Below are 18,048 nucleotides of genomic sequence, written 5' to 3'. Positions count from 1 at the left end.
TACCCTCTGCTGGTAGCAGAGAAAAGCGTGAATTGTTATCCTCCAGACAGGAGGTAGTGCATATGTATAAGACATTTGTTATCGGATACAATCCGAAAGCACATAAAATGGCCGAAGAAATCGAGAAAAAGGCAAATGAGCTCGCTCAGGACGGCTACAAGGTTCTCTCGTTCTCCATCACGAACAGTGGGAAAGCCATCATTCTTGCGGATAATGGAAAGCCCAAGGATGATTAAAATCAGAATCTGTCCATCATTTCCTGCGTCGCGATTTCCGGGTAATCCCAGTCGTCGTTGCTCATTTCTGCGTACATGTCGTTGACCGTGCCGATGGTCAGCAGATCAAGCTCCGAAATGTGAAGCCCGATCTGCACGCAGCGCAAAAGAAAGAGCGGGGTTGTCATTTCCCGCTCTGTCGCGTGAGGTTTTTTTTAGCGGAAACCTGCTGCTCCGTGTTGATTCCCCACAGTTCGATAATCTGCGGTAGCACCTCATAGATCGAGAACGTATTGAAGCTGTCGAGCCATTCCTCCGGCGTATCCGGCACATCCTTGTCGGCGTGCTTTGCCATCAGCCACGCGATATTCTCGAACAGCTCCAGACTGAACGTATCCAGATTTGAGCTCTTCGCGTCGTTCTCGCTGATGCCTTTCTGCAGCTCATTCAGGTCACGGTAGATGTCCCGGTGGAACTTGTTCCGGTAGAGCCGCGGTATAGCAGCCGATGCTCTGAAAGTCACCGGCTGCCCGTCAATTTCTATTGTCTTTGTAACCGCCATCGCTTACTCCTCCTCGGTTGAATAGCTCGTGCTTGCCTTGGCACCGGATGAGGTGCCGGAGCCTGCCGCGGTGTCGCTCGGCTCGTAGACCTTGTCGTACCAGGCGTTGTAAACGGACTCGGCTGTGTTCGTTCCGGTCTTAACCTTCACAAGCCCTGACGGCAGCGGAGAAACCGTAATCGATAGCGTATCTGTCTGCACCTCGGTCGAGTCCTCCTTGGTCTGGCCGGAAACGGAAGGGCGAGTCGCTGAGCAGTAGTACATGCAGTGGCGGATCTTGCGCTGGTCGCCGGAGAACTCGAACAGGAGCGCGAAATGCTCCGGCTCCACATCCTTGTTCTCGGCGATGACGCCGTTGGCATCCTCGGTTTCGTGCATAACGTCCGTGAGGAAGCTCTCCGGGATGAGTGCCAGCTCGAAGTCGCCGGAGTACCCGTTGTTGTTCGACACCATGTAATAAACCGTGTCGTCAGCGTAGAACGGCTCGTTGTCGCCCTCGGCGTCAAGGGAAAGACTGACCGCGCCGGGCATCGCCACAGGCGTGCCGAATGTCACCGTTCCATCCTCGGCAAGCGTCGCGATGGCGTAGTGGCAGTTCTTCAGGCCAAACTTGACCTTGTTCTTCTTATTAGCCATATTCTTTAACCTCCAATAATCTGTGTTTGGTAGAGAACCTCGTACATCTTCTCGTCCTCGATCCAGACCTCCGACTTCTCATACGGCAATTCGTGAGAGGTGAGAATGTCCTCGATTTTCGATTCAGTGTCCGGGTCCTTTTTGTCTGTGTAAAGCTCGATGTTCAGCTCGTCGACCTTCTGCCAGACCACGTTGTCCGCGAAAATGTTGTCCGTTCCCGGAAACAGGAAGCAGATGAACGGCGGGTCCGGAGACTCGCCCTCGGCAAAGTGGTCGTAGGCGACGGGAAGTCCGGCTTCCTCGAGCATGGTTACGATCTCGTCATAGTTCATAGGCGTCATCCTTTCAGTTTGGATTCAATCTCGCGCACCAGCTTCTCATTGCCTGCCTGCTCGGCAGGAGCGATATGCGGTCTTGCGGCCACACGGCCTCCGCCGCGCTTGGCGTGACCATGCTCCAGAAGGTGCGCAATCTGATAGCGGTTCCGCGAATGAACCACCATGTCGATGGAGTCCGCACTTTCGCTGACGGTCTTGACCGACCATGACTTCTTGTACTTGCCGGTACGCACAGGAGCGTTCGCCTGAATATCCTTGCGGACGGATTTCGCCGTATCCCTGACCGCATCCTTCATGTCGTCGGCGGCAAGGTCGGCGTATTCCTGCAGGCCCTTCATCACGGCGTCACGCAGGCCGTCAATTGATACCTTCTCGTTCATGTCGTTTTCTCCAATGCGCAGTTGAATTTCAGCGTGTTCTTCTTGTAGCCCATCGGGTTCACATAGGTGATGTTGTACGTTTTGCCTTCCGCGAGAATCCGGTACTTCGTGGAGACGACCTCGGCAAGCTCGGAGCACCAGCGGCAGGTGAAGTTCAGCGATTCCTCCGAGTTGATCACCTCGCCGGAAGTCTCCGAACCGTAGGAGTCCGTACCGACCGTCGCCCAGCACTTGAAGTAGTCTGTCCACGACGCCGTATGGTTTCCGTACTTGTCCGTGGTTATTTCATTCTTCTGGAATGTGACCGGCACACGCATATTGGCGATCTTCATCAAAATCCCTCCTTGCGCACGCCGAACAGAAGCGCCCGGAGCGTCAGATTCAGCTGATTGTGGTCAGCGTCCTCGCGGTGCTCGTAGAGATAAGCCACGGTGTAGAGGATGGCGATGCGCATGCGGATGAGGATTTTCTCCTCGCCCGATTCCCATTCCTCATCGGAGAAGCGTGCGATGTCCTGAACGGTCGCGGTGGCCGATGTTATGAGATTCTGGATCAGCTCGTCCTCATCGGAAGAACTAACTCGCAGATAGGTTTTTGCTTCCTCAAGCGTTACTTCCATGAGACACCTCCAATAAAAGTGAAGCGGACACCCGTAATGGATGCCCGCCCACAACAAAGCGAAATCAATCAGCCCGCCGCCTTGACGGAAAGACCGCGCACGGCTTCCGGCAGGATCAGCTTGCCATCTACGCGCTCAGACGCGAGGAATCCGATCTGGCCGTTCGCCGCGTAGAGCTCCGACAGGCGCTTGAAGCTGCGTCCCTGACGGTCGGCAATCCAGTAATAGGAGAAGTCTCCGAACAGGATCGGCACATTTCCGGCTGCCAGCTCCGGCGCGTAGATGCTCGTGTGGTACGGACGGTTCAGGATGGTATCCGGCTGACCGGCTACGACGCTCGGCTGCCAGATGTAGTTTCCGTTGCCGTCCTTGATCTTGCGCAGCGCCTTGACGGTGGAGTCGTTCAGAATCCACACAGCGCGGTTGCGGTAGACCGAACGCAGGGAGTGGAACACGTCCATGATCTCGTCGAAGGTGATGTTCGTATTGGCAATTTCCGTAGTCGCGCCCTCAGTCGCCTTGACCTTGGTGAAGACGCCTTCCGGCTTCTTCTGGCCGTCGCCCACGAGGAATGCCTCCTCCTCGGCAGCGCCGATTCTGCGGGCAAACTCCGTGGAGATGTAGCTCTGCAGGTCGAACACCGAATCGTTCATCAGCTCCTCGGATACCTTGATCGCCGTTCCCAGCTTGTACGCGGAAAGCGTGATCTGGTCGAAGGTGTCGTCGGATTCCGGATAGAGCCCATTCTCCTCCATCCAGCTTGCCGTTCCGTGAGATGCGACAATCGGAATCGTGTGCGTTCCGCTGTCGGTCTGAATGACGTGCGCGAGACTTCTGAAGAAGTTCTCGTCGGTCAGCGCCTGCACCAGCTGATGCTCGTACTCATCCGGTACGAGGTACCCGCCGTTCGCGTCAGTGCCGACTTCGAGTACATTCTGTACGTCGTACCAGTTGCGCTTGCGGATCGAATCCCAGAAGGCGGTCTTGTACGCCTTGGAAGCAATGCCGGGCTTGTCGTCCGGTTCGTCCTTGGCACCGGGCTTGCCGGTGAGCGGTGCGGATGTCGGCGCGGAGAGCATCTTGTCGATCTGCTCCTGTCGCTGCAGGCGCTCGATGTCGTGCGTCAGATCGGTGACTTCCTTTTCCATCTTGTCGTAGGTGGCGGCGTCCTCCGCGGATACGTTGCCGCCGTTATCGGAGTGGGTGTCGAGAAAGTTCTTAGCCGCGTCCCACGCCTTGGCGCGTCTGTCCATGAGTTCCATAATCTTGGTCATAATAATTTCCTCCATTCATTAGTGGCTGAGAAGCGAGAGCCGCTTCTCAAGATCTGCGGCCTTCACAGTCGCTGTTTTCTTTTCAGGTTTACGTTTCGGTATCAGCTTCGAAAGCAGGGAGTCGGTGACGGCCTTGCGGGAGAAAAGCATCTCGATTTCCGTATCGTCGTCAGGCTCCTTGGTGTCGTCATCCGGCTCAGTGCCATCGGTGAAGAGTATCTCGTCGGCGAATCCCAGCTTCTTGGCTTCCTTCGCGTTCATCCAGGTCTCAGCGTCCATGAGCTTGCTGATCTTGTTCCGGGAGAGACCGGACTTGATCTCGTAGGCGTTCATGATGGATTCCTTGACCTCGGACAGCATGTCGATGGCTTTCTGCATCTCCTCGGAATCGCCGATTGCGATGGTCGCGGGATTATGCACCATCAGCATCGCGACAGGGCTCATGCAGACCTTCGTTCCGGCCATCGCGATGACACTTGCCGCCGAAGCCGCGAGTGCGTCGATCTTGACGGTTACGTCATACGGGTAGTCCATCAGCATGTTGTAGATCTGCGCCGCCGCGAAGACGTCGCCGCCGGGCGAATTGATCCAGAGCGTGATGTTGCCTTTTCCGCTGTTCAGCTCGTCCTTGAAGACCTGCGGCGTGACTTCGTCGCCGTACCAGGTCTCATCGGATATTTCCCCGTCGAGGTAGAGCGTGCGGTCGCTGCCGAAGCTGTCCGGCGTTTCGTTTCTGGTCCATCGCCAGAATTTTCTTGTCATAGGGACTTCCTCCTTTCCCGGAGCCGATTATCAGACTCCGATTGTTCCTGTGATTCTGTCTGTTCTTCCTGCGTTTCATCAGGCTGTTCCTCCGTTTCTGTTGAAGCTGATGCTGCGAAGATTCCGGCATCCTCGAGCTTGGTCATGTTGCCGTTGATGAGATACAGGTCGCCGCCCTTGTTCTCCGGAATGCGGTCGAGATTTTCAAGCTCGCGTATGTCGTTTGCCGACATCCATCCGTTCTGCCTTGCAGTGGCGTAGCCGTTCATGCGGCTTTCGTAGTCGCCGCGAAGCAGGCCGTCTACATTGAACTTGAAGAAGTATTCCTTCTTTTCCTCGGGCCGGAGGAGAGCACGTCGCATCGACTGCTCCCAGCGGGATACCCACGGGTCGAGCGTGTATTTGACGAATTCCAGCGACTGCTGTTCGATGTTCGAGAAGCTCGACTTCTCCAGGTCGCCGATCATGTGCGGCGGGATGCGGAATATCCTCGCGATCTCGTCGATCTGGAACTTGCGCGTCTCGAGGAACTGCGCCTGCTCCGGTGAAATGGAGATCGGCGTGTATTTCATGCCTTCCTCGAGAACCGCCACCTTGTTGGAGTTGGCGGAGCCGCCGAAGGCTGAGTTCCACGATTCGCGGACGCGCTCCGGATCTTTGACCACGCCGGGATGCTCCAGAATGCCGCCCGGCGTCGCGCCATTGGCAAAGAACTTACTGCCGTACTCCTCGGTGGCAATGGCAAGCCCTATGGCGTTCTTGGCCATCGCAATCGGCGAGTAGCCGACTAAGCCGTCGAAGCCGAGACCGGGAATATGCAGCACATCCATCGGAGACAGCCTTACCAGACTGCCGTTCATCGTGTGCGCCTCATCGGTCGAGGTCTGGTATTCGTAATAAAGCTGGCCGTTTTCGTCGCGGTCGACCGTCATGCGGTTTGGCATCAGCGGGTAGAGAGCCACGACTTCGCCTTTGCCGTTGCGGATGATCTGCGCGTAGGCATTGCCCCAGAGGAGCAGGTGCGTCATGAGCGTCTCGCGGAACACGAAGCTCGTCATCTCCGGATTCGGCTCGTCGTGCAGCAGCTCATAAAGCGGATGGTCAATGGCTTTCTCCTTCGAGCCGTTATCGGTGTAGCGATACAAGTGCAGCGGCAGGCCCGCGATTGCTTCCGAGAGGATTCGCACGCACGAGTAGACCGCCGTCATCTGCATGGCGGAGCGTTCCGTCACAGCTTTGCCGGAAGTGGTGCCTCCGAAGAAGAAGCGGTAACTACTCCCGGCGGTTGAATCTTTGGGAGCGTCTCGTCCTCTGAACCATCTGTTGAAAATGCTCATATCAAGTCCTCCATTTGATTAAGGGCCTCCCGCAGAAGCAGGAAGCCCATGATTGCTATCAAAAACATGCATTTGTACCTCAGATAAAAAGAATTCCGCGGCTGTCATAGACAGAAGCGGTGTTATCATTGCCCATTCGTATTGCCCGGTCGAGCGCCATGATCGTGGCGATTGCGCCGTCGATCTTCTCCGTGGATTTCTCCTTGTCGGCCTTAATGTTGCCCGCCGGATCGGTTCGGATGAAGATGTTGTCCATCATCCAGCGGAGCACCGGATGGCCTCCATGTGCTATTCGTTTCTCCAAGACCAGCTTCATCAGCTCCTTGGTCGGCGGAGACATGTCCTTGAAGCCCTGTCCGAAGGGAACGACGGTGAAGCCCATGCCCTCGAGATTCTGCACCATCTGGACGGCTCCCCAGCGGTCGAATGCGATCTCGCGGATGTTGAACCGTTCGCCGAGGTTCTCGATGAACTTTTCGATGTATCCGTAGTGGATGACATTGCCCTCGGTCGTTTCGAGGACGCCTTGTTTCTGCCAGAGGTCGTAGGGAACGTGATCGCGCCGGACGCGCAAATCCAATGTGTCCTCCGGCACCCAGAAGTATGGGAGAACCACATATTTGTCGTCCTCATCCTGCGGCGGGAAGACCAGCACGAACGCTGTAATATCCGTCGTGGATGACAGGTCGAGTCCGCCGTAGCAGACGCGGCCTTCCAAATCGTCCTCATTCACCGGGAATGCGCAGGCATCCCATTTGTCCATTGGCATCCACCTGACAGACTGTTTCACCCACTGGTTCAGGCGAAGCTGCCGGAATGCGTTCTCTTCGCCGGGATTCTGCTTTGCCGACTCACACGCGGCCTTGACCTTGTCGATGCCGACCGTGATGCCGAGGCTCGGATTGGCTTTCTTCCAGACCTTCGGGTCCGTCCAGTCCTCGGATTCATCGGCACCGAAGATAACCGGGTAGAAAGTCGGATCATGCTTGCGCCCGTTCATGATGTCAAGCGCCTTCTGGTGCTGCTCATAGCAGATCGAGTTCGTGTCGTTTCCGGCGGTCGTGATCAGGAAGAACAGCGGCTGCATCCGAGCATCGCCGCTTCCTTTTGTCATGACGTCAAACAGCTTCCGGTTCGGCTGCGTGTGCAGCTCGTCAAAGATCACGCCATGCGTATTGAATCCGTGCTTGTTTGCGACGTCGGCGGAGAGCACCTGGTAGAAGCTGTGCGTCGGAAGGTATTCGAGCCGCTTCTGCGATTCGAGAATCTTCACGCGCTTACTGAGTGCCGGGCAGAAGCGCACCATATCGACCGCCACGTCAAAGACGATCTTTGCCTGATTCCGGTCAGCAGCACAGCCGTAGACTTCAGCGCGTTCCTCACCATCGCCGCAGGTGAGCAGCAGCGCGATTGCCGCGGCAAGCTCACTCTTGCCTTGTTTCTTTGGGATCTCCACGTAGGCGGTGTTGAATTGCCGGTAGCCGTTCTCCTTGATCACGCCGAACAGATCGCGCACGATCTGCTCCTGCCAGTCGATCAGCTCGAACGGCTTTCCCGCCCATGTGCCTTTGGTGTGGCAGAGCTGCTCGATAAAGAGGCAGGCGTAATCAGCAAGATTCTGATCATAATGGGAGGTTTTCTCCATAAAGCGCGTGACCTTGTATTTCTTCAGCTTTCGTACTGCCAATGGAAAATCACTCCCTTCATGGCATAAAAATAACCGCATCGCTGCGGCTTCTATCAGTACGAGAGCGAGAGCCCGGTTGGGCTCTGCTTTCGGAATATTCAAATTCAGGTTGATGCTTAGTTGTACTGCTTCATGAGTACCGCGTAGGCAAGCTGACTGGCTTCGTCCTCGGGCTCGATGTCCCATCCGCGGTCGTAGTTGAGTGTGACCTTGCCGCCGACACGCAGTTCCATCTTGGAAATGCGTCCGCCGTCGATTCCGTAATCCTCGGAAGGCTCCGGGTAGTGCTTTACCCAGTACTTTACAACCGCTCCTTCGATGAGCAGTGATCCTTTTTCCCACATTGTCTTGTCCTCCTTCAGGCTTTTCTGACTTCGACCAGCCATCCGGTAGTCGGGTGCTGTTCGCCGGTTTCCTTTTCCGTTACCATCCAGTCTTCGTCGATGAAGCAAAGGTGCTTTCCGACCTTGATGAAGCGGATGCTCTCGAATCCGGGAATGTTGCAGCGGATGACCTTTGCGCTGCGACTTTCTCCGTCGTAGCTTTTGCCGTCCCAGCCGTTGAAGGTGAAGCGGATGCTTTCCTTTGTCTTTGTGAAGGCTTCCTCGAAATCCTCCCGGCTGATGCTGGTGTTGTAATCTCCAAGTGTGAAGTGGCTTCTGAGTTCGTCGTAAATGTTTGTCATGGTGGTTTCCTCCGTTTGCTTTGTTTTCCCTTTCGGTGTGTACATATATCACTCTGAACGGCCTTTATAGCAAGTCGTTTCCGGAGAATATATGTGACAATCTTCAGGGCAGTTTCGGCGGAGAAAATTGTATAGTTTACAGCTCGAATTCGATGCCGTTCTTGCGTTCCGGCTCCTTGCTGCCGAAGCGGTGGTTGTCCACTCTGGTGACGGTCTTGAGTCCGTTCATCCGGCAGCCGAATGCCGTCAGTCCATAGATGCCGTCCATCAGGCCGGTGCTCTGGTCGGTCACCACAATCGCGGTGATTCCGGCTTCCCGGAGCGTCCTGACGAAATCCTCAAGCTCGTAGTCCCAGGGCAGGTCGTCGGCCTCGAAGGCGTCCGCGCCGTTCCTGAGGCTCCGGTCGTAAAGGACCAGCGCCTTGTTCTGACCGGCGGTGAAGGGGTACGGAAATTCCTCTTTCTCGCGCCTGTCAAAGGCTTTCACGCTGTCCCAGTCGTCCGCGGCGATCATCGTGTCGCGTTCCTTTTCACGGATGGCCTGCGCCTCGTTGTAGGCGATCGCTGTGTCTCTCATCTGTTCGAAGTATGTGTTCTTTTCCATCGTGTTTTCCTCCTGATTTTCGCTTGTTTTCTGTGCCTTTCGGCATGTATATACATCACTCTTTCGAGGGGATATAGCAAGTCAATTCGGCCAGATAAATTGATAACTTTCTGTGTCTGAAAATCAGGATTCCTGCGTTTCGCCGGTCATGATGAAATGCACGTATTCTTTGCGATGCTCTTCGATGAAGATCACCAGCTCGTAGTAGTTCCGGTCGAAGGCGAGGCGCTGCACGTAGGGCAGGTCGAACATGTTCGCCAGCCCGGTGTCGCGGATCGCGAGGATCTGCTCTTTGACCTTCTCATCCATGTCAGTCCACCACCTTCCGCACGATGTCTTCGCCGTAGATCACGTTGAGTCCGCTGCCGTTGTCCCAGTGGACCAGCAGGCTGCCGGTGTCGTCGATGCCGTAGACGGTTCCGCGGGTTCCGGCAGGCGGTGCCTGAATGTCGTCCATTTGGACGAGCTCCACGCGCGTGCCATTCGGGTAGGTTTCCTTGAGCCTCTTGAGCTGTTCCGGTCTGATTATCCTCATGCCTGCACCTCCTCGGTATCCGTAGCTTCCGCAGCAGGTTCTTCGGTGGCTTCTTTCTTGGGAGCGCCGTTCTTCCAGCTTGAGTTGCCCTCAAGGTTCTGGAGCAGGATCTTGCGTTCCTGTTTGTATTCGCTGCCGATGAATCCAAGGCGGAGCAGGAAGCAGCGGAATGCGTATTTCTCGTTGGTGACCGGCGTTTCGGTCGAGCTCGCGCGTTTCAGTTCCTTGGAAAGCTTGCAGAGCTGGGCGATGAACATCGTGTACGCTCTGGTTTCCTCCGGCGTGGGCAGTTCCTTGAACCAGGGGAAGGCGATCTTGTCGTCCCTAATCTCGAACCGAAGGTCGTCGATGCCGAGCGCCTTCTTGATGAGCGTTCCCTTGGCTTCGAGGATGTTGGTCAATGTTCCGACCGCAACCTTGTCGAGCGGAAGCTCAACCGTCAGGCCCGCTTCGTTGCCCTGTGGCGCGTCCTGTTCGCTTGTTTCCGGCTCTTCGGATACTTCTCCGGCTTCGGCTTCAGCCGTTTCCTGCAGCTCGGGCTCGAATCCCGCGGCAGCGATGGCTTCGAGAACCTTCTCGACCTCCTCGGAATCCGCCATGTCGTCGAACTCGAGCGTGCCGTCCTTGGTGACGGTGAAATAGTCGATCTCGTAGTTGCAGGTCGGCATGAATTTGTATTCTGCCTTGGCTCCGGTGGTGTCGGAGATGACCTTGACCAGTTCTTTCCTCTGTGCTCCTGTTACGTTGTAGTTGATTCGCATTGTGTTTACCTCCTTGGTATGCGTCTGTCCGGAAGGCCCTGTGCCTTTCGGCATGTCTATACATCACTCTGAAGGCCTGTAATAGCAAGCGAATCTGCGATATTTCTCTGGTAGAAAATCTTCTGATTATCCGGCTCTGAAACTGTGCTTAGTACACAAAGGGATCACTCGCCGTCCGGCAGCTCGACCTCCTTCACAAGGTCGGAGTACATGAGTTTCTTGCCGTCGCGGACGACATGCACGTTCCCGGAATCGCCGGTGTCCTCGACGTAGCGTCGGAGGATGACGGAGGCGTATTTCGGATCAAGCTCGCACATATAGCAGGTGCGGTTGAGCTGCTCGCAGGCCATGAGCGTGGAACCGGAGCCGCCGAAAGTGTCGATGACGATGGCGTTCTCCTGCGTGGAGTTCTGGATCGGATAGCCGAGCAGGTCGAGAGGCTTGCTGGTCGGATGATCCTTGTTGCGCTTGGGTTTGTCGAAGTTCCATATGGTGGTTTCCGCGCGTCCTGCGTACCACGGATGCTTGCCGTTCTGGAGGAATCCATAGAGCACGGGCTCATGCTGCCACTGGTAATCGGAGCGACCGAGTACGAGGCTGTTCTTCACCCAGATGCACACGCCTGCGAGATGGAATCCAGCGTCGACGAAAGCACGCCGGAAGGTCAGGCCCTCGGTGTCCGCATGGAAGCAGTATGCCGCGCCGCCTTTCTCCAGATGGTCGGCCATGTTCTTGAATGCGGAGAGCAGGAAGTTGTAGAATTCCTCGCCCTTGAGGCTGTCGTTCTGGATCGTCAGGCCATCGGATGCCTTGAAGGAAACGCCGTACGGCGGGTCCGTGAGTACGAGGTTCGCTCGCTTGCCGTCCATGAGTGTATCTACATCTTCAGCGCTGGTGGCGTCGCCACACATCAGCCTGTGCCGTCCGACCGCCCAGATGTCGTCGCGCTCCACGAAGGAGGCCTTCTCAAGTGCAGCGGACAGGTCGAAGTCGTCATCCTCGATGTCCTTGTCGGATTCTCCTTTCAGCAGCTTCTCAAGTTCCTTGTCGTCGAATCCGAGCAGGGAGAGGTCGAAGGCGTTCTCCTGCAAATCGGAGAGTTCGACGGAAAGCATCTCCTCATCCCAACCGGCGTTCAGCGCGAGCTGATTGTCGGCGAGGATGTAGGCGCGTTTCTGCGCGTCCGTCAGATCCTCCGCAAACACGCAGGGGACGGTCTTGTATCCTTCCTCGCGAGCAGCAGCAATACGTCCGTGGCCGACGAGGATGTTGTAATCCTGATCAATGACCGCAGGCGATACGAATCCGAACTCCCGAAGAGAGGATCGCAGCTGCGCGATCTGTTCTTTTGAATGCGTCCGGGCGTTCCGGGCGTAAGGCACCAGCTTGTCAATTGGCACCTGTTCAAGTCTTTGTGTGTTCATTTACATTCCCTTTCTGGCGCGGAGCAGTCTTTCCATCACGTCGTCCTGCGGATTTGTGCCGCCGTACTCGGCGGAGCAGTTCTCCTTCACGATCTGGAAGATCTCGTCCCACAGTCGGTTTGCCTGATTCATGTAGTTGATGCCGATATTGATGAACGGCGACGGGATCGGCTTCCCGGTCGTCGGATGCTTCGACAGGTATCCGAGCTTGGTCGTCATTTCCTCGCACTGAATCCAGCGAGCCGAGCACATCGCATAGCGTTCCAGCAGCTGCGGCGATACGGCTTTCGCGACGCCGAGCTTGTCGAGCCATTCCCAGGTCTCTCGGTAGATGTCAGCCGCCTCCAGAGTGGAGCCATCATGCTGACGCGCCGAGAGGAACTCGTGCGGTTCTGGCATGTCCTCGCCCTCGGTGTCCGGGATGTCGAGCACTTCGAGCTTTCTGCCGCCCGGATTCCCGGCCTCGAACTTCTCCTTGACGGCGGTTTTCTTCCGGCCAGCGCCGGGACGTCTGCCGCCGCGACCGCCTGTGTTATTCGATTTTGTTGGCATTTCGTCACCGCCTTTCATGCGCACACGCGCGTAATAGATATAAGGACCGGGTTATTACCCGTTTGATTTCGCTTTTTTCGCACAGAAAGCCCCGCGCCGTTTTCCGGGAGGCCGCCTCGCAGAGATTTCGACCGCCCCTGATCCGTACCCCGAAATTTGGACAGTCATTGATTGAAATTCGAGAGTGTGAAATCAAAATCATCACACAAATCGCAGAGTTGGAAATCAAGTTTTCGGACAGATAATATAGTTTGCATCCACAGACCGGACAGATAATGCTATAATATCTGTATTTGAAATCATTTCTCTCTGCAAAAGGAGGAATTATCAATGGCAAACAGCAGTAATCGTGGGGGTTCACGTCCTGGTGCAGGCCGTAAGAAAAAGAATCCTGACGGCACATATGAGCATGCTGCGTTCTCTGCAGAACAACTCAAGGAACTCACGGACTCGCCTCATGTGGCATATGTCTCAAGCAAAACAGTGTCATACACAAAAGCTTTTAAAGATGCAGCTTGGCAACGGTACTGCGATGGGGTCGATCCGATACAGATTTTTTCTGAGGTCGGCCTCAACCCGGAGACATTAGGACGTGCACGCATTCTCGGCTTTTTTAAGCTTCTGCGGCAAGCAAAAGGACGTGGCCTCGAGTTTACCGAAGGAAATGATCCTTATCCGGATGACAACGAGGATGCACCTCCACTGCCAGCGCCGCCTCGTAGGGCAAACAAAGGGCATCCTCCATTGATGAGCGAGTCAGAAATAAACCATCTCGCTGCGAAGGTTGCCTACATGTCCCAAGAGATTGAGTTTATAAAAAAAATTATATTTGCGGAGAAGAAAGGGAAATAGCCATGTATATGAATGGTTCCCCAGAAGTCCGCTACCGCATCATAAATGAAACCATTAGCCAGGATGACAATCTTCTGAATATTTCTTATCTTTGTGAAATAGCAGGCGTATCTCGTTCGGGATTTTATTACTGGCGTGGACATCAGACCGAGCGGACAGCATCCGATGAGGCCGATCAAAGAGACTTTGACCTCATTGTGGCTGCATACAATTTCCGCGGATATTCAAAAGGCGCACGCGGTATACACATGAGACTGCGGCATCAGGATCCCCCGGTGCTTATGAACACAAAGAAGATTCGCAGACTGATGAAAAAGTATCACCTCGTATGTCCGGTACGAAAGGTAAATCCGTACCGCAAGCTCGGCAAGCGTCTACAGGAAAACAGGACAGCTCCGAACATACTAAACAGACAGTTTAAGTCATTTGGACCGCGCACTGTTCTGCTGACGGACATTACATATATTCCGAGACCGGTACACCGAGATAGCAGCCAACGAGCTTACTATTATTCATACGTCTGTGTGATCATGGACGCATTCACAAAAGAAGTTTTGGCCTGTACCTGCAGTAACTCCTGTGATACAGATTTCGTCTTGGACACCGTAAATCAACTGATGGAAAAGCATGGGTCTGAACTTCACACGGACGCCCTGATCCATTCAGATCAAGGATGCCAATACACCAGTTCTAAATTCGTTGCCATTCTGAATGATTACAACCTCCGTCAATCCATGTCCCGCAGAGGAAATTGTTGGGACAATGCACCGCAGGAAAGCCTATTTGGACACATGAAGGATGAACTGCCACCGGTTGGATCTTATGGACATGCAGTAATTGCTGAACGTGTTTACGCTTGGATTGAGTATTATAACAACGACCGGTATCAATGGAGCCTTGCCAAGCTCTCGCCGTGTGAGTACTACAAGTTTGTCATGACGGGAATTTATCCGTTGGATACATTTGGGGGCGCTGCCCCCAACCCCCCGGAGTTTAACGCTTTTGTTTCCGGGAAAGGCAAAGAAAAAGACGAAGCCAAAGCTCCGCCTTCCCCGCAAACCTGACAGCCCGCTCGGGTCGCTCTCCAGCGTTGCCCTATCCTGTCTGTCAGTAAAGCAGGAACATTATATCACGGATTCAGCTTTCGGATTTCAAGTTTGATTATTTTGTCCGAACAACGGGGTACACTTCACCCTGCAGCTTCTCGGCAGCAGTCTTGTCCTTCGTGTCATTAAGACTCAGGGAGTCAGAGAACCATTCGCCTGCGAGCCTCGCAATGAGTGTCGATTTCCCGATTCCCTGCGGGCCATTCAAAACCAACATGGAATCAAACTTGCAGCCGGGGTTTAAGACCCGGCATACAGCAGCACAGAGCGTTTTCCTTGTGACCGCTTTGACATAGTCGTTATTATCCGCACCTAGATAGTCAATCAAAAGCGTGTCCACACGCGGGATTCCGTCCCAGGTAGGCAGGTGCTTCAGATATTCTCGTATGGGATGGTAGGAACGGTCGTCGGCGACTTTCGTTACAGCAATCTGGTAGTTCCGCTGAGAGAAGGTTCCGTAATTCGTATCGATGTAACTCACGAGCTGCGCATCATCAGCGTCCCTCCAGTATTTGGACGGATGCTTCCAAGGCACATCGCCCTTGATCTCCATGCCATCGAGCTGCTGATTGAAGACGATGGATTTCAGGTTCTCGTCGTGCTCAAGAATCAGTGTCAGGTTCCGGAGACTGTTTTTCAGATTCCCGGCCTTGTCATATGTAAGCTGACCCTGCCAGTTGGAATCCGAGAAGTCTTCCTTGGCCTCGGCCTTTCGTTCCTCTGCGAGAAGTGTTTTGACCTTTGCATCCTTCAGGACTAGATCGGACATAGCCTTATAGGAAGGCAGCTTCGTAACCGGTGTATCCTCTGGGCAGTTGTCATCAAACTCCGAGAATTTGTGGAGTCGGACCAGATCGAATGCATTCAGGAGCTTTCCGCAGACAGGATCAGTGGCGTGGTGCGAATACACGAACTTATCATCGTAGATCACGACACCAGCGGCGGCCTCACCCGGAATATAGTCATAACGACCTTCCGTGGAAGAAGGCGCATAGATATCTGGCAGAAACGTGTCGATGGCATCCGTCATGGTGTAGGCGCGGCAGAAGGTTCCGATGATACCCGGCTTTGCCAGTGGATCGGCCATTTCCTTTGTGCCATGATGCTCGATAGCTGACTGCCGCGAAGATACCGGCCATGTGGACTCATCCTGCCAATCGTCGTAGCGGGAGAGATAATCGTCCGGATTCAGCTCCGGGCCGTCCTTTTCCTTATAGAAGAATACGCCGTTAATACTGGTGCTGGGCCAATACATCAGACGGTGAGCTTCGTAGGTGGAGTCATCGAATAGGTCGATACCGAGATCCTTTGCAATCATTCTGCCAAGGGCAGGGTATTCCGCTTCGCTGACTTCACGGGAGAGTGGAATGATGATACGGAGCCTCGGATTCTCCGGGGTATGCTTGTGCGTACTGTAGGCGCAGCAGCGGTAGGGCTGCTTAGCAATGACACTGTCCCAGACGCCAGGTGTTCCATAATCCATATCCAGTGTGACGGCGGAACGGCAGAGAACGTGCTTCTTCTTACGCCTGCCACCGCTTAAGTGACCGAAAACATAGCCGCCGACATCCTTGATTTCGGCCTGCTGGGCCTTTGTCATCTTTTTGAATTCTTCGATGGTCTCTGTGGTATTGATTGTATGGCTGACACGCTTATTGAAATCGTCCCAGCCGATATCGCTGTTTCGCCAGTGCGTTTCTTTGCGGCTGTTCCCGTAGGAGATCTTCATAATTCTGCCTCCTTGATTTGATCCTCGAGGACCTTGGTGATAAATTTCAGTGCTTCGATAATGGTGGAGAGTTCAGAATCACCGCCTAGTGCGATTTCCACACCGTGTGTATCTCCAAACCGGTCGGTGATGGTTCTGGCGCTGATATCTGTGCCTCCTTCATCAGAGATGCGAATATAGGTGCGGCTTCCATGACCGGTATCGCCGCCTTGATAGCCGTTTGTTCCGGCTTCGACAGACAGAATGTTCGCATCATAGATTTCACGCTCCCATGTCTCGATCTCCTTGCCATTGACTTTTCTGGTGTTCAGCTTTGTTTCGTACATTCCGATACCTCCTTGCATTCCGACGTGAAGTGCCGGATAGTCATGCTCTTTTGTTTTGCTTTTGTAATTTCGATTCCCATACCGGTTGAGATCCGGTCTCCGAATACCCAGAGCTCTGCGCACTTACTGAGCAGGACCAGATCCATGAAAATGGCGAGATCATGTTCTACCGGATCGTTGTCTCGCATGAACTGCGGAAGCAGCAGGTGCGGCGCAATCGGAATACATCCCTGATCGACGGCAAAGCGGCAGTAACGCCTTGCGTTCATGACATTCGTTTCGACGTCGCCTGAATAGGGGCTGCAGATGTAGACGACCGGCATGAACTTATGAGCAGAGACGTTCTTCAGGGCCTGATAAGCGGTCGGGTCAGGATAACCTTCAGAATTTCTCATTGACATGCATCGTTCCTCCTTTCCAAAAAGACTCAGAAGGTAAAAATTCCTCCTGAGTCTTCCGTCAAAGGTTTAGAGTCGAATTCGTACCCCTTACTTCATTAATCTGTTAAGTTCCGGGTCTTCCGCGATGGCTTTGCGGATCTTGTTGGTCGTCTTACGAACAGCAGATTCATTGACATCGCGCTCGCGGGCAATGGACACAATGGACTCTCCGCCAAGAAGGACGCGGTCATAGATTTCTTTCCAGCTATCCGACCAGGTATCCCGGAGCTCTGCCAGACGTTCCTCGGCAGGCGTTTTCTTGTGCGGGGCACCGAAGATGCTGCGTGCGCTGTCCATGATGGAGCTCTTGTCACCAAGACAGTCATCGTCTGCCTCACCTTCTGTGAGCTCCTCGATAGAAGCAGTCCAGTTCTTCGGAAAGATCTCGTCAAGAATGCTTGCAACATAAGCGGGGTCAGGATCATATCCGTTACGCTCTTTGAACTTCTTAATAAAGTCAGCTTGGTAATCGTCGATGATTTTCTGTTCCCAATCCTCGCGTTTCGGCTTTTTGGCCTTGAGATTCTCGTAGACATCGTGGTCGTCAAGCGAATGCAGAAACTTGATATCATCCTTTGTCACACCATCTTCACCAGGAATGAAAGTGACTTCCTCTGTGATGTCCTGAACCTTGGCGCCGTTTTTCTCTGTTCTGTGATAGCGATAGGTATATGTGGTTCTGTTCTTACGATCAGTTTTCTTGAGCTGATCAGCTCTGTTTTCAGTGCGGACATATACGTTTTTACGTTTCAACTTGTTTACCTCCTGTCCGTTGCCCGGACCGGAGGTTCCGCACGAAAAAAGAGCGTGGTTGACCATCCGGAACCGGGAATTGAATGGTTCCGAAAAGGCCAGCACACGCTCGTAGGCTGGTTTCTCTATTCAGTAGTGACCTTCACATCCGCTCGAGCCACTCTGTGCACCGGGTGAACGTTTGTGAGGGTGGGACGGTTTAACGACATGTCCGAGGTCAATTGGCTCCATCACTATACGGACAAATGCAGTCTGAATTGATGGGGCTTTCTATCAGTGCCGTTAAACTACTGATAAAATGAAATCAGAAGAATAATTAAGCGATAACACAAATAATTCTCAAAAAACGTAGAAATTACTTCGATAATTTGGTAAAATAAAAATACGTTTTAAGGTTTGTTCCCGCCTTCTGATTACATCTCAAGGATAAGGTTTTCAGAGGAGAAAGTATTTGCCTCCGTTTTGCCACTG

At 53.9% G+C, this 18,048-nt stretch carries 26 protein-coding genes; 3 read left to right on the top strand and 23 right to left on the bottom strand.

The genetic code is table 11. From position 1 onward, the window contains the following. Positions 1 to 62: 62 nt before the first annotated feature. Complete coding sequence (locus GJQ69_RS07115) at positions 63 to 236, top strand: hypothetical protein (protein WP_157658908.1); 174 nt, start codon at positions 63 to 65, stop codon at positions 234 to 236. Positions 237 to 238: 2 nt separating this feature from the next. Here GJQ69_RS07115 and GJQ69_RS07110 read toward each other — a convergent pair whose 3' ends face one another. The 19 genes from GJQ69_RS07110 to GJQ69_RS07020 form a co-directional block, all read right to left on the bottom strand. Further along, positions 239 to 403: a hypothetical protein gene (locus tag GJQ69_RS07110; protein ID WP_168099034.1), complete on the bottom strand. Its 165-nt coding sequence runs from the start codon at positions 401 to 403 to the stop codon at positions 239 to 241. Further along, complete coding sequence (locus GJQ69_RS07105; protein WP_086035051.1) at positions 400 to 777, bottom strand: hypothetical protein; 378 nt, start codon at positions 775 to 777, stop codon at positions 400 to 402. Before GJQ69_RS07105 ends, GJQ69_RS07110 begins: the two co-directional genes overlap by 4 nt. Before the next feature lie 3 nt (positions 778 to 780). Beyond that, a complete protein-coding gene (locus tag GJQ69_RS07100; protein WP_086035050.1) occupies positions 781 to 1,413 on the bottom strand; it encodes a major tail protein in 633 nt (210 codons plus the stop codon). A 5-nt stretch (positions 1,414 to 1,418) separates the two neighbouring features. Continuing rightward, positions 1,419 to 1,745: a hypothetical protein gene (locus tag GJQ69_RS07095; RefSeq protein WP_086035049.1), complete on the bottom strand. Its 327-nt coding sequence runs from the start codon at positions 1,743 to 1,745 to the stop codon at positions 1,419 to 1,421. 5 nt (positions 1,746 to 1,750) lie between these two features. Then, positions 1,751 to 2,131 carry an HK97 gp10 family phage protein gene (locus GJQ69_RS07090; RefSeq protein WP_086035048.1) on the bottom strand — a complete coding sequence of 127 codons (381 nt, stop codon included), beginning with the start codon at positions 2,129 to 2,131 and terminating at the stop codon, positions 1,751 to 1,753. After that, on the bottom strand, positions 2,128 to 2,463 hold the full coding sequence (locus tag GJQ69_RS07085) for a phage head closure protein (RefSeq protein WP_086035047.1): 336 nt from the start codon (positions 2,461 to 2,463) through the stop codon (positions 2,128 to 2,130). Before GJQ69_RS07085 ends, GJQ69_RS07090 begins: the two co-directional genes overlap by 4 nt. Then, complete coding sequence (locus GJQ69_RS07080; RefSeq protein ID WP_174193367.1) at positions 2,463 to 2,750, bottom strand: head-tail connector protein; 288 nt, start codon at positions 2,748 to 2,750, stop codon at positions 2,463 to 2,465. The genes GJQ69_RS07085 and GJQ69_RS07080 overlap by 1 nt, the downstream gene beginning before the upstream one ends. A gap of 68 nt (positions 2,751 to 2,818) precedes the next feature. Beyond that, the gene (locus tag GJQ69_RS07075; RefSeq protein WP_086035045.1) at positions 2,819 to 4,024 is read right to left on the bottom strand and encodes a phage major capsid protein; all 1,206 of its coding nucleotides are present in this window, start codon (positions 4,022 to 4,024) and stop codon (positions 2,819 to 2,821) included. A gap of 18 nt (positions 4,025 to 4,042) precedes the next feature. Continuing rightward, a complete protein-coding gene (locus tag GJQ69_RS07070; protein ID WP_174193365.1) occupies positions 4,043 to 4,786 on the bottom strand; it encodes a head maturation protease, ClpP-related in 744 nt (247 codons plus the stop codon). After that, the gene (locus GJQ69_RS07065; RefSeq protein ID WP_174193363.1) at positions 4,783 to 6,123 is read right to left on the bottom strand and encodes a phage portal protein; all 1,341 of its coding nucleotides are present in this window, start codon (positions 6,121 to 6,123) and stop codon (positions 4,783 to 4,785) included. Before GJQ69_RS07065 ends, GJQ69_RS07070 begins: the two co-directional genes overlap by 4 nt. 79 nt (positions 6,124 to 6,202) lie before the next feature. Then, positions 6,203 to 7,849: a terminase large subunit gene (locus GJQ69_RS07060; RefSeq protein WP_174193692.1), complete on the bottom strand. Its 1,647-nt coding sequence runs from the start codon at positions 7,847 to 7,849 to the stop codon at positions 6,203 to 6,205. A gap of 77 nt (positions 7,850 to 7,926) precedes the next feature. Further along, positions 7,927 to 8,154 carry a DUF7678 domain-containing protein gene (locus GJQ69_RS07055; RefSeq protein WP_132379933.1) on the bottom strand — a complete coding sequence of 76 codons (228 nt, stop codon included), beginning with the start codon at positions 8,152 to 8,154 and terminating at the stop codon, positions 7,927 to 7,929. A 14-nt stretch (positions 8,155 to 8,168) separates the two neighbouring features. After that, positions 8,169 to 8,495, bottom strand: a complete 327-nt coding sequence (locus tag GJQ69_RS07050) for a hypothetical protein (RefSeq protein ID WP_207670379.1) — start codon at positions 8,493 to 8,495, stop codon at positions 8,169 to 8,171. Positions 8,496 to 8,631: 136 nt separating this feature from the next. Next, on the bottom strand, positions 8,632 to 9,099 hold the full coding sequence (locus tag GJQ69_RS07045) for a DUF7698 family protein (protein WP_132379937.1): 468 nt from the start codon (positions 9,097 to 9,099) through the stop codon (positions 8,632 to 8,634). Between the two features lie 123 nt (positions 9,100 to 9,222). Next, complete coding sequence (locus GJQ69_RS07040; RefSeq protein ID WP_132379939.1) at positions 9,223 to 9,408, bottom strand: DUF5049 domain-containing protein; 186 nt, start codon at positions 9,406 to 9,408, stop codon at positions 9,223 to 9,225. A 1-nt stretch (position 9,409) separates the two neighbouring features. Then, complete coding sequence (locus GJQ69_RS07035; RefSeq protein ID WP_132379941.1) at positions 9,410 to 9,634, bottom strand: DUF4314 domain-containing protein; 225 nt, start codon at positions 9,632 to 9,634, stop codon at positions 9,410 to 9,412. Continuing rightward, positions 9,631 to 10,395 carry a virulence protein gene (locus GJQ69_RS07030; RefSeq protein ID WP_132379943.1) on the bottom strand — a complete coding sequence of 255 codons (765 nt, stop codon included), beginning with the start codon at positions 10,393 to 10,395 and terminating at the stop codon, positions 9,631 to 9,633. The genes GJQ69_RS07035 and GJQ69_RS07030 overlap by 4 nt, the downstream gene beginning before the upstream one ends. Positions 10,396 to 10,559: 164 nt before the next feature. Next, complete coding sequence (locus GJQ69_RS07025) at positions 10,560 to 11,819, bottom strand: site-specific DNA-methyltransferase (RefSeq protein WP_174193361.1); 1,260 nt, start codon at positions 11,817 to 11,819, stop codon at positions 10,560 to 10,562. Continuing rightward, entirely contained in the window at positions 11,820 to 12,371 is a 552-nt protein-coding gene (locus GJQ69_RS07020) for a P27 family phage terminase small subunit (protein ID WP_174193359.1), read from the bottom strand. Positions 12,372 to 12,701: 330 nt separating this feature from the next. Here GJQ69_RS07020 and GJQ69_RS07015 point away from each other — a divergent pair, with 330 nt between their 5' ends. Together GJQ69_RS07015 and GJQ69_RS07010 are read left to right on the top strand one after the other, a co-directional pair. Beyond that, on the top strand, positions 12,702 to 13,223 hold the full coding sequence (locus tag GJQ69_RS07015; RefSeq protein ID WP_174192708.1) for an HTH domain-containing protein: 522 nt from the start codon (positions 12,702 to 12,704) through the stop codon (positions 13,221 to 13,223). 2 nt (positions 13,224 to 13,225) lie between these two features. Continuing rightward, on the top strand, positions 13,226 to 14,287 hold the full coding sequence (locus GJQ69_RS07010; protein ID WP_174192710.1) for an IS3 family transposase: 1,062 nt from the start codon (positions 13,226 to 13,228) through the stop codon (positions 14,285 to 14,287). 97 nt (positions 14,288 to 14,384) lie between these two features. Here the strand turns inward: GJQ69_RS07010 and GJQ69_RS07005 are convergent, their stop codons facing one another. The 4 genes from GJQ69_RS07005 to GJQ69_RS06990 all read right to left on the bottom strand — a co-directional run bounded on the left by GJQ69_RS07005 (position 14,385) and on the right by GJQ69_RS06990 (position 17,577). Next, entirely contained in the window at positions 14,385 to 16,058 is a 1,674-nt protein-coding gene (locus tag GJQ69_RS07005) for a VapE domain-containing protein (RefSeq protein ID WP_174193358.1), read from the bottom strand. Continuing rightward, entirely contained in the window at positions 16,055 to 16,384 is a 330-nt protein-coding gene (locus tag GJQ69_RS07000; RefSeq protein WP_174193356.1) for a hypothetical protein, read from the bottom strand. Before GJQ69_RS07000 ends, GJQ69_RS07005 begins: the two co-directional genes overlap by 4 nt. Then, positions 16,366 to 16,785 (bottom strand): DUF7768 domain-containing protein, encoded by a 420-nt coding sequence (locus GJQ69_RS06995; RefSeq protein WP_174193355.1) that lies wholly within the window; start codon positions 16,783 to 16,785, stop codon positions 16,366 to 16,368. Before GJQ69_RS06995 ends, GJQ69_RS07000 begins: the two co-directional genes overlap by 19 nt. Before the next feature lie 87 nt (positions 16,786 to 16,872). Further along, a complete protein-coding gene (locus tag GJQ69_RS06990) occupies positions 16,873 to 17,577 on the bottom strand; it encodes a hypothetical protein (protein ID WP_174193354.1) in 705 nt (234 codons plus the stop codon). Positions 17,578 to 18,048 lie beyond the last annotated feature (471 nt).

This window comes from Caproicibacterium lactatifermentans (assembly GCF_013315815.1).
Taxonomy (GTDB): domain Bacteria; phylum Bacillota; class Clostridia; order Oscillospirales; family Acutalibacteraceae; genus Caproicibacterium; species Caproicibacterium lactatifermentans.
Note: the sequence above shows the minus strand (reverse complement) of the source record. Positions and strands in the feature narration are given on the sequence as shown.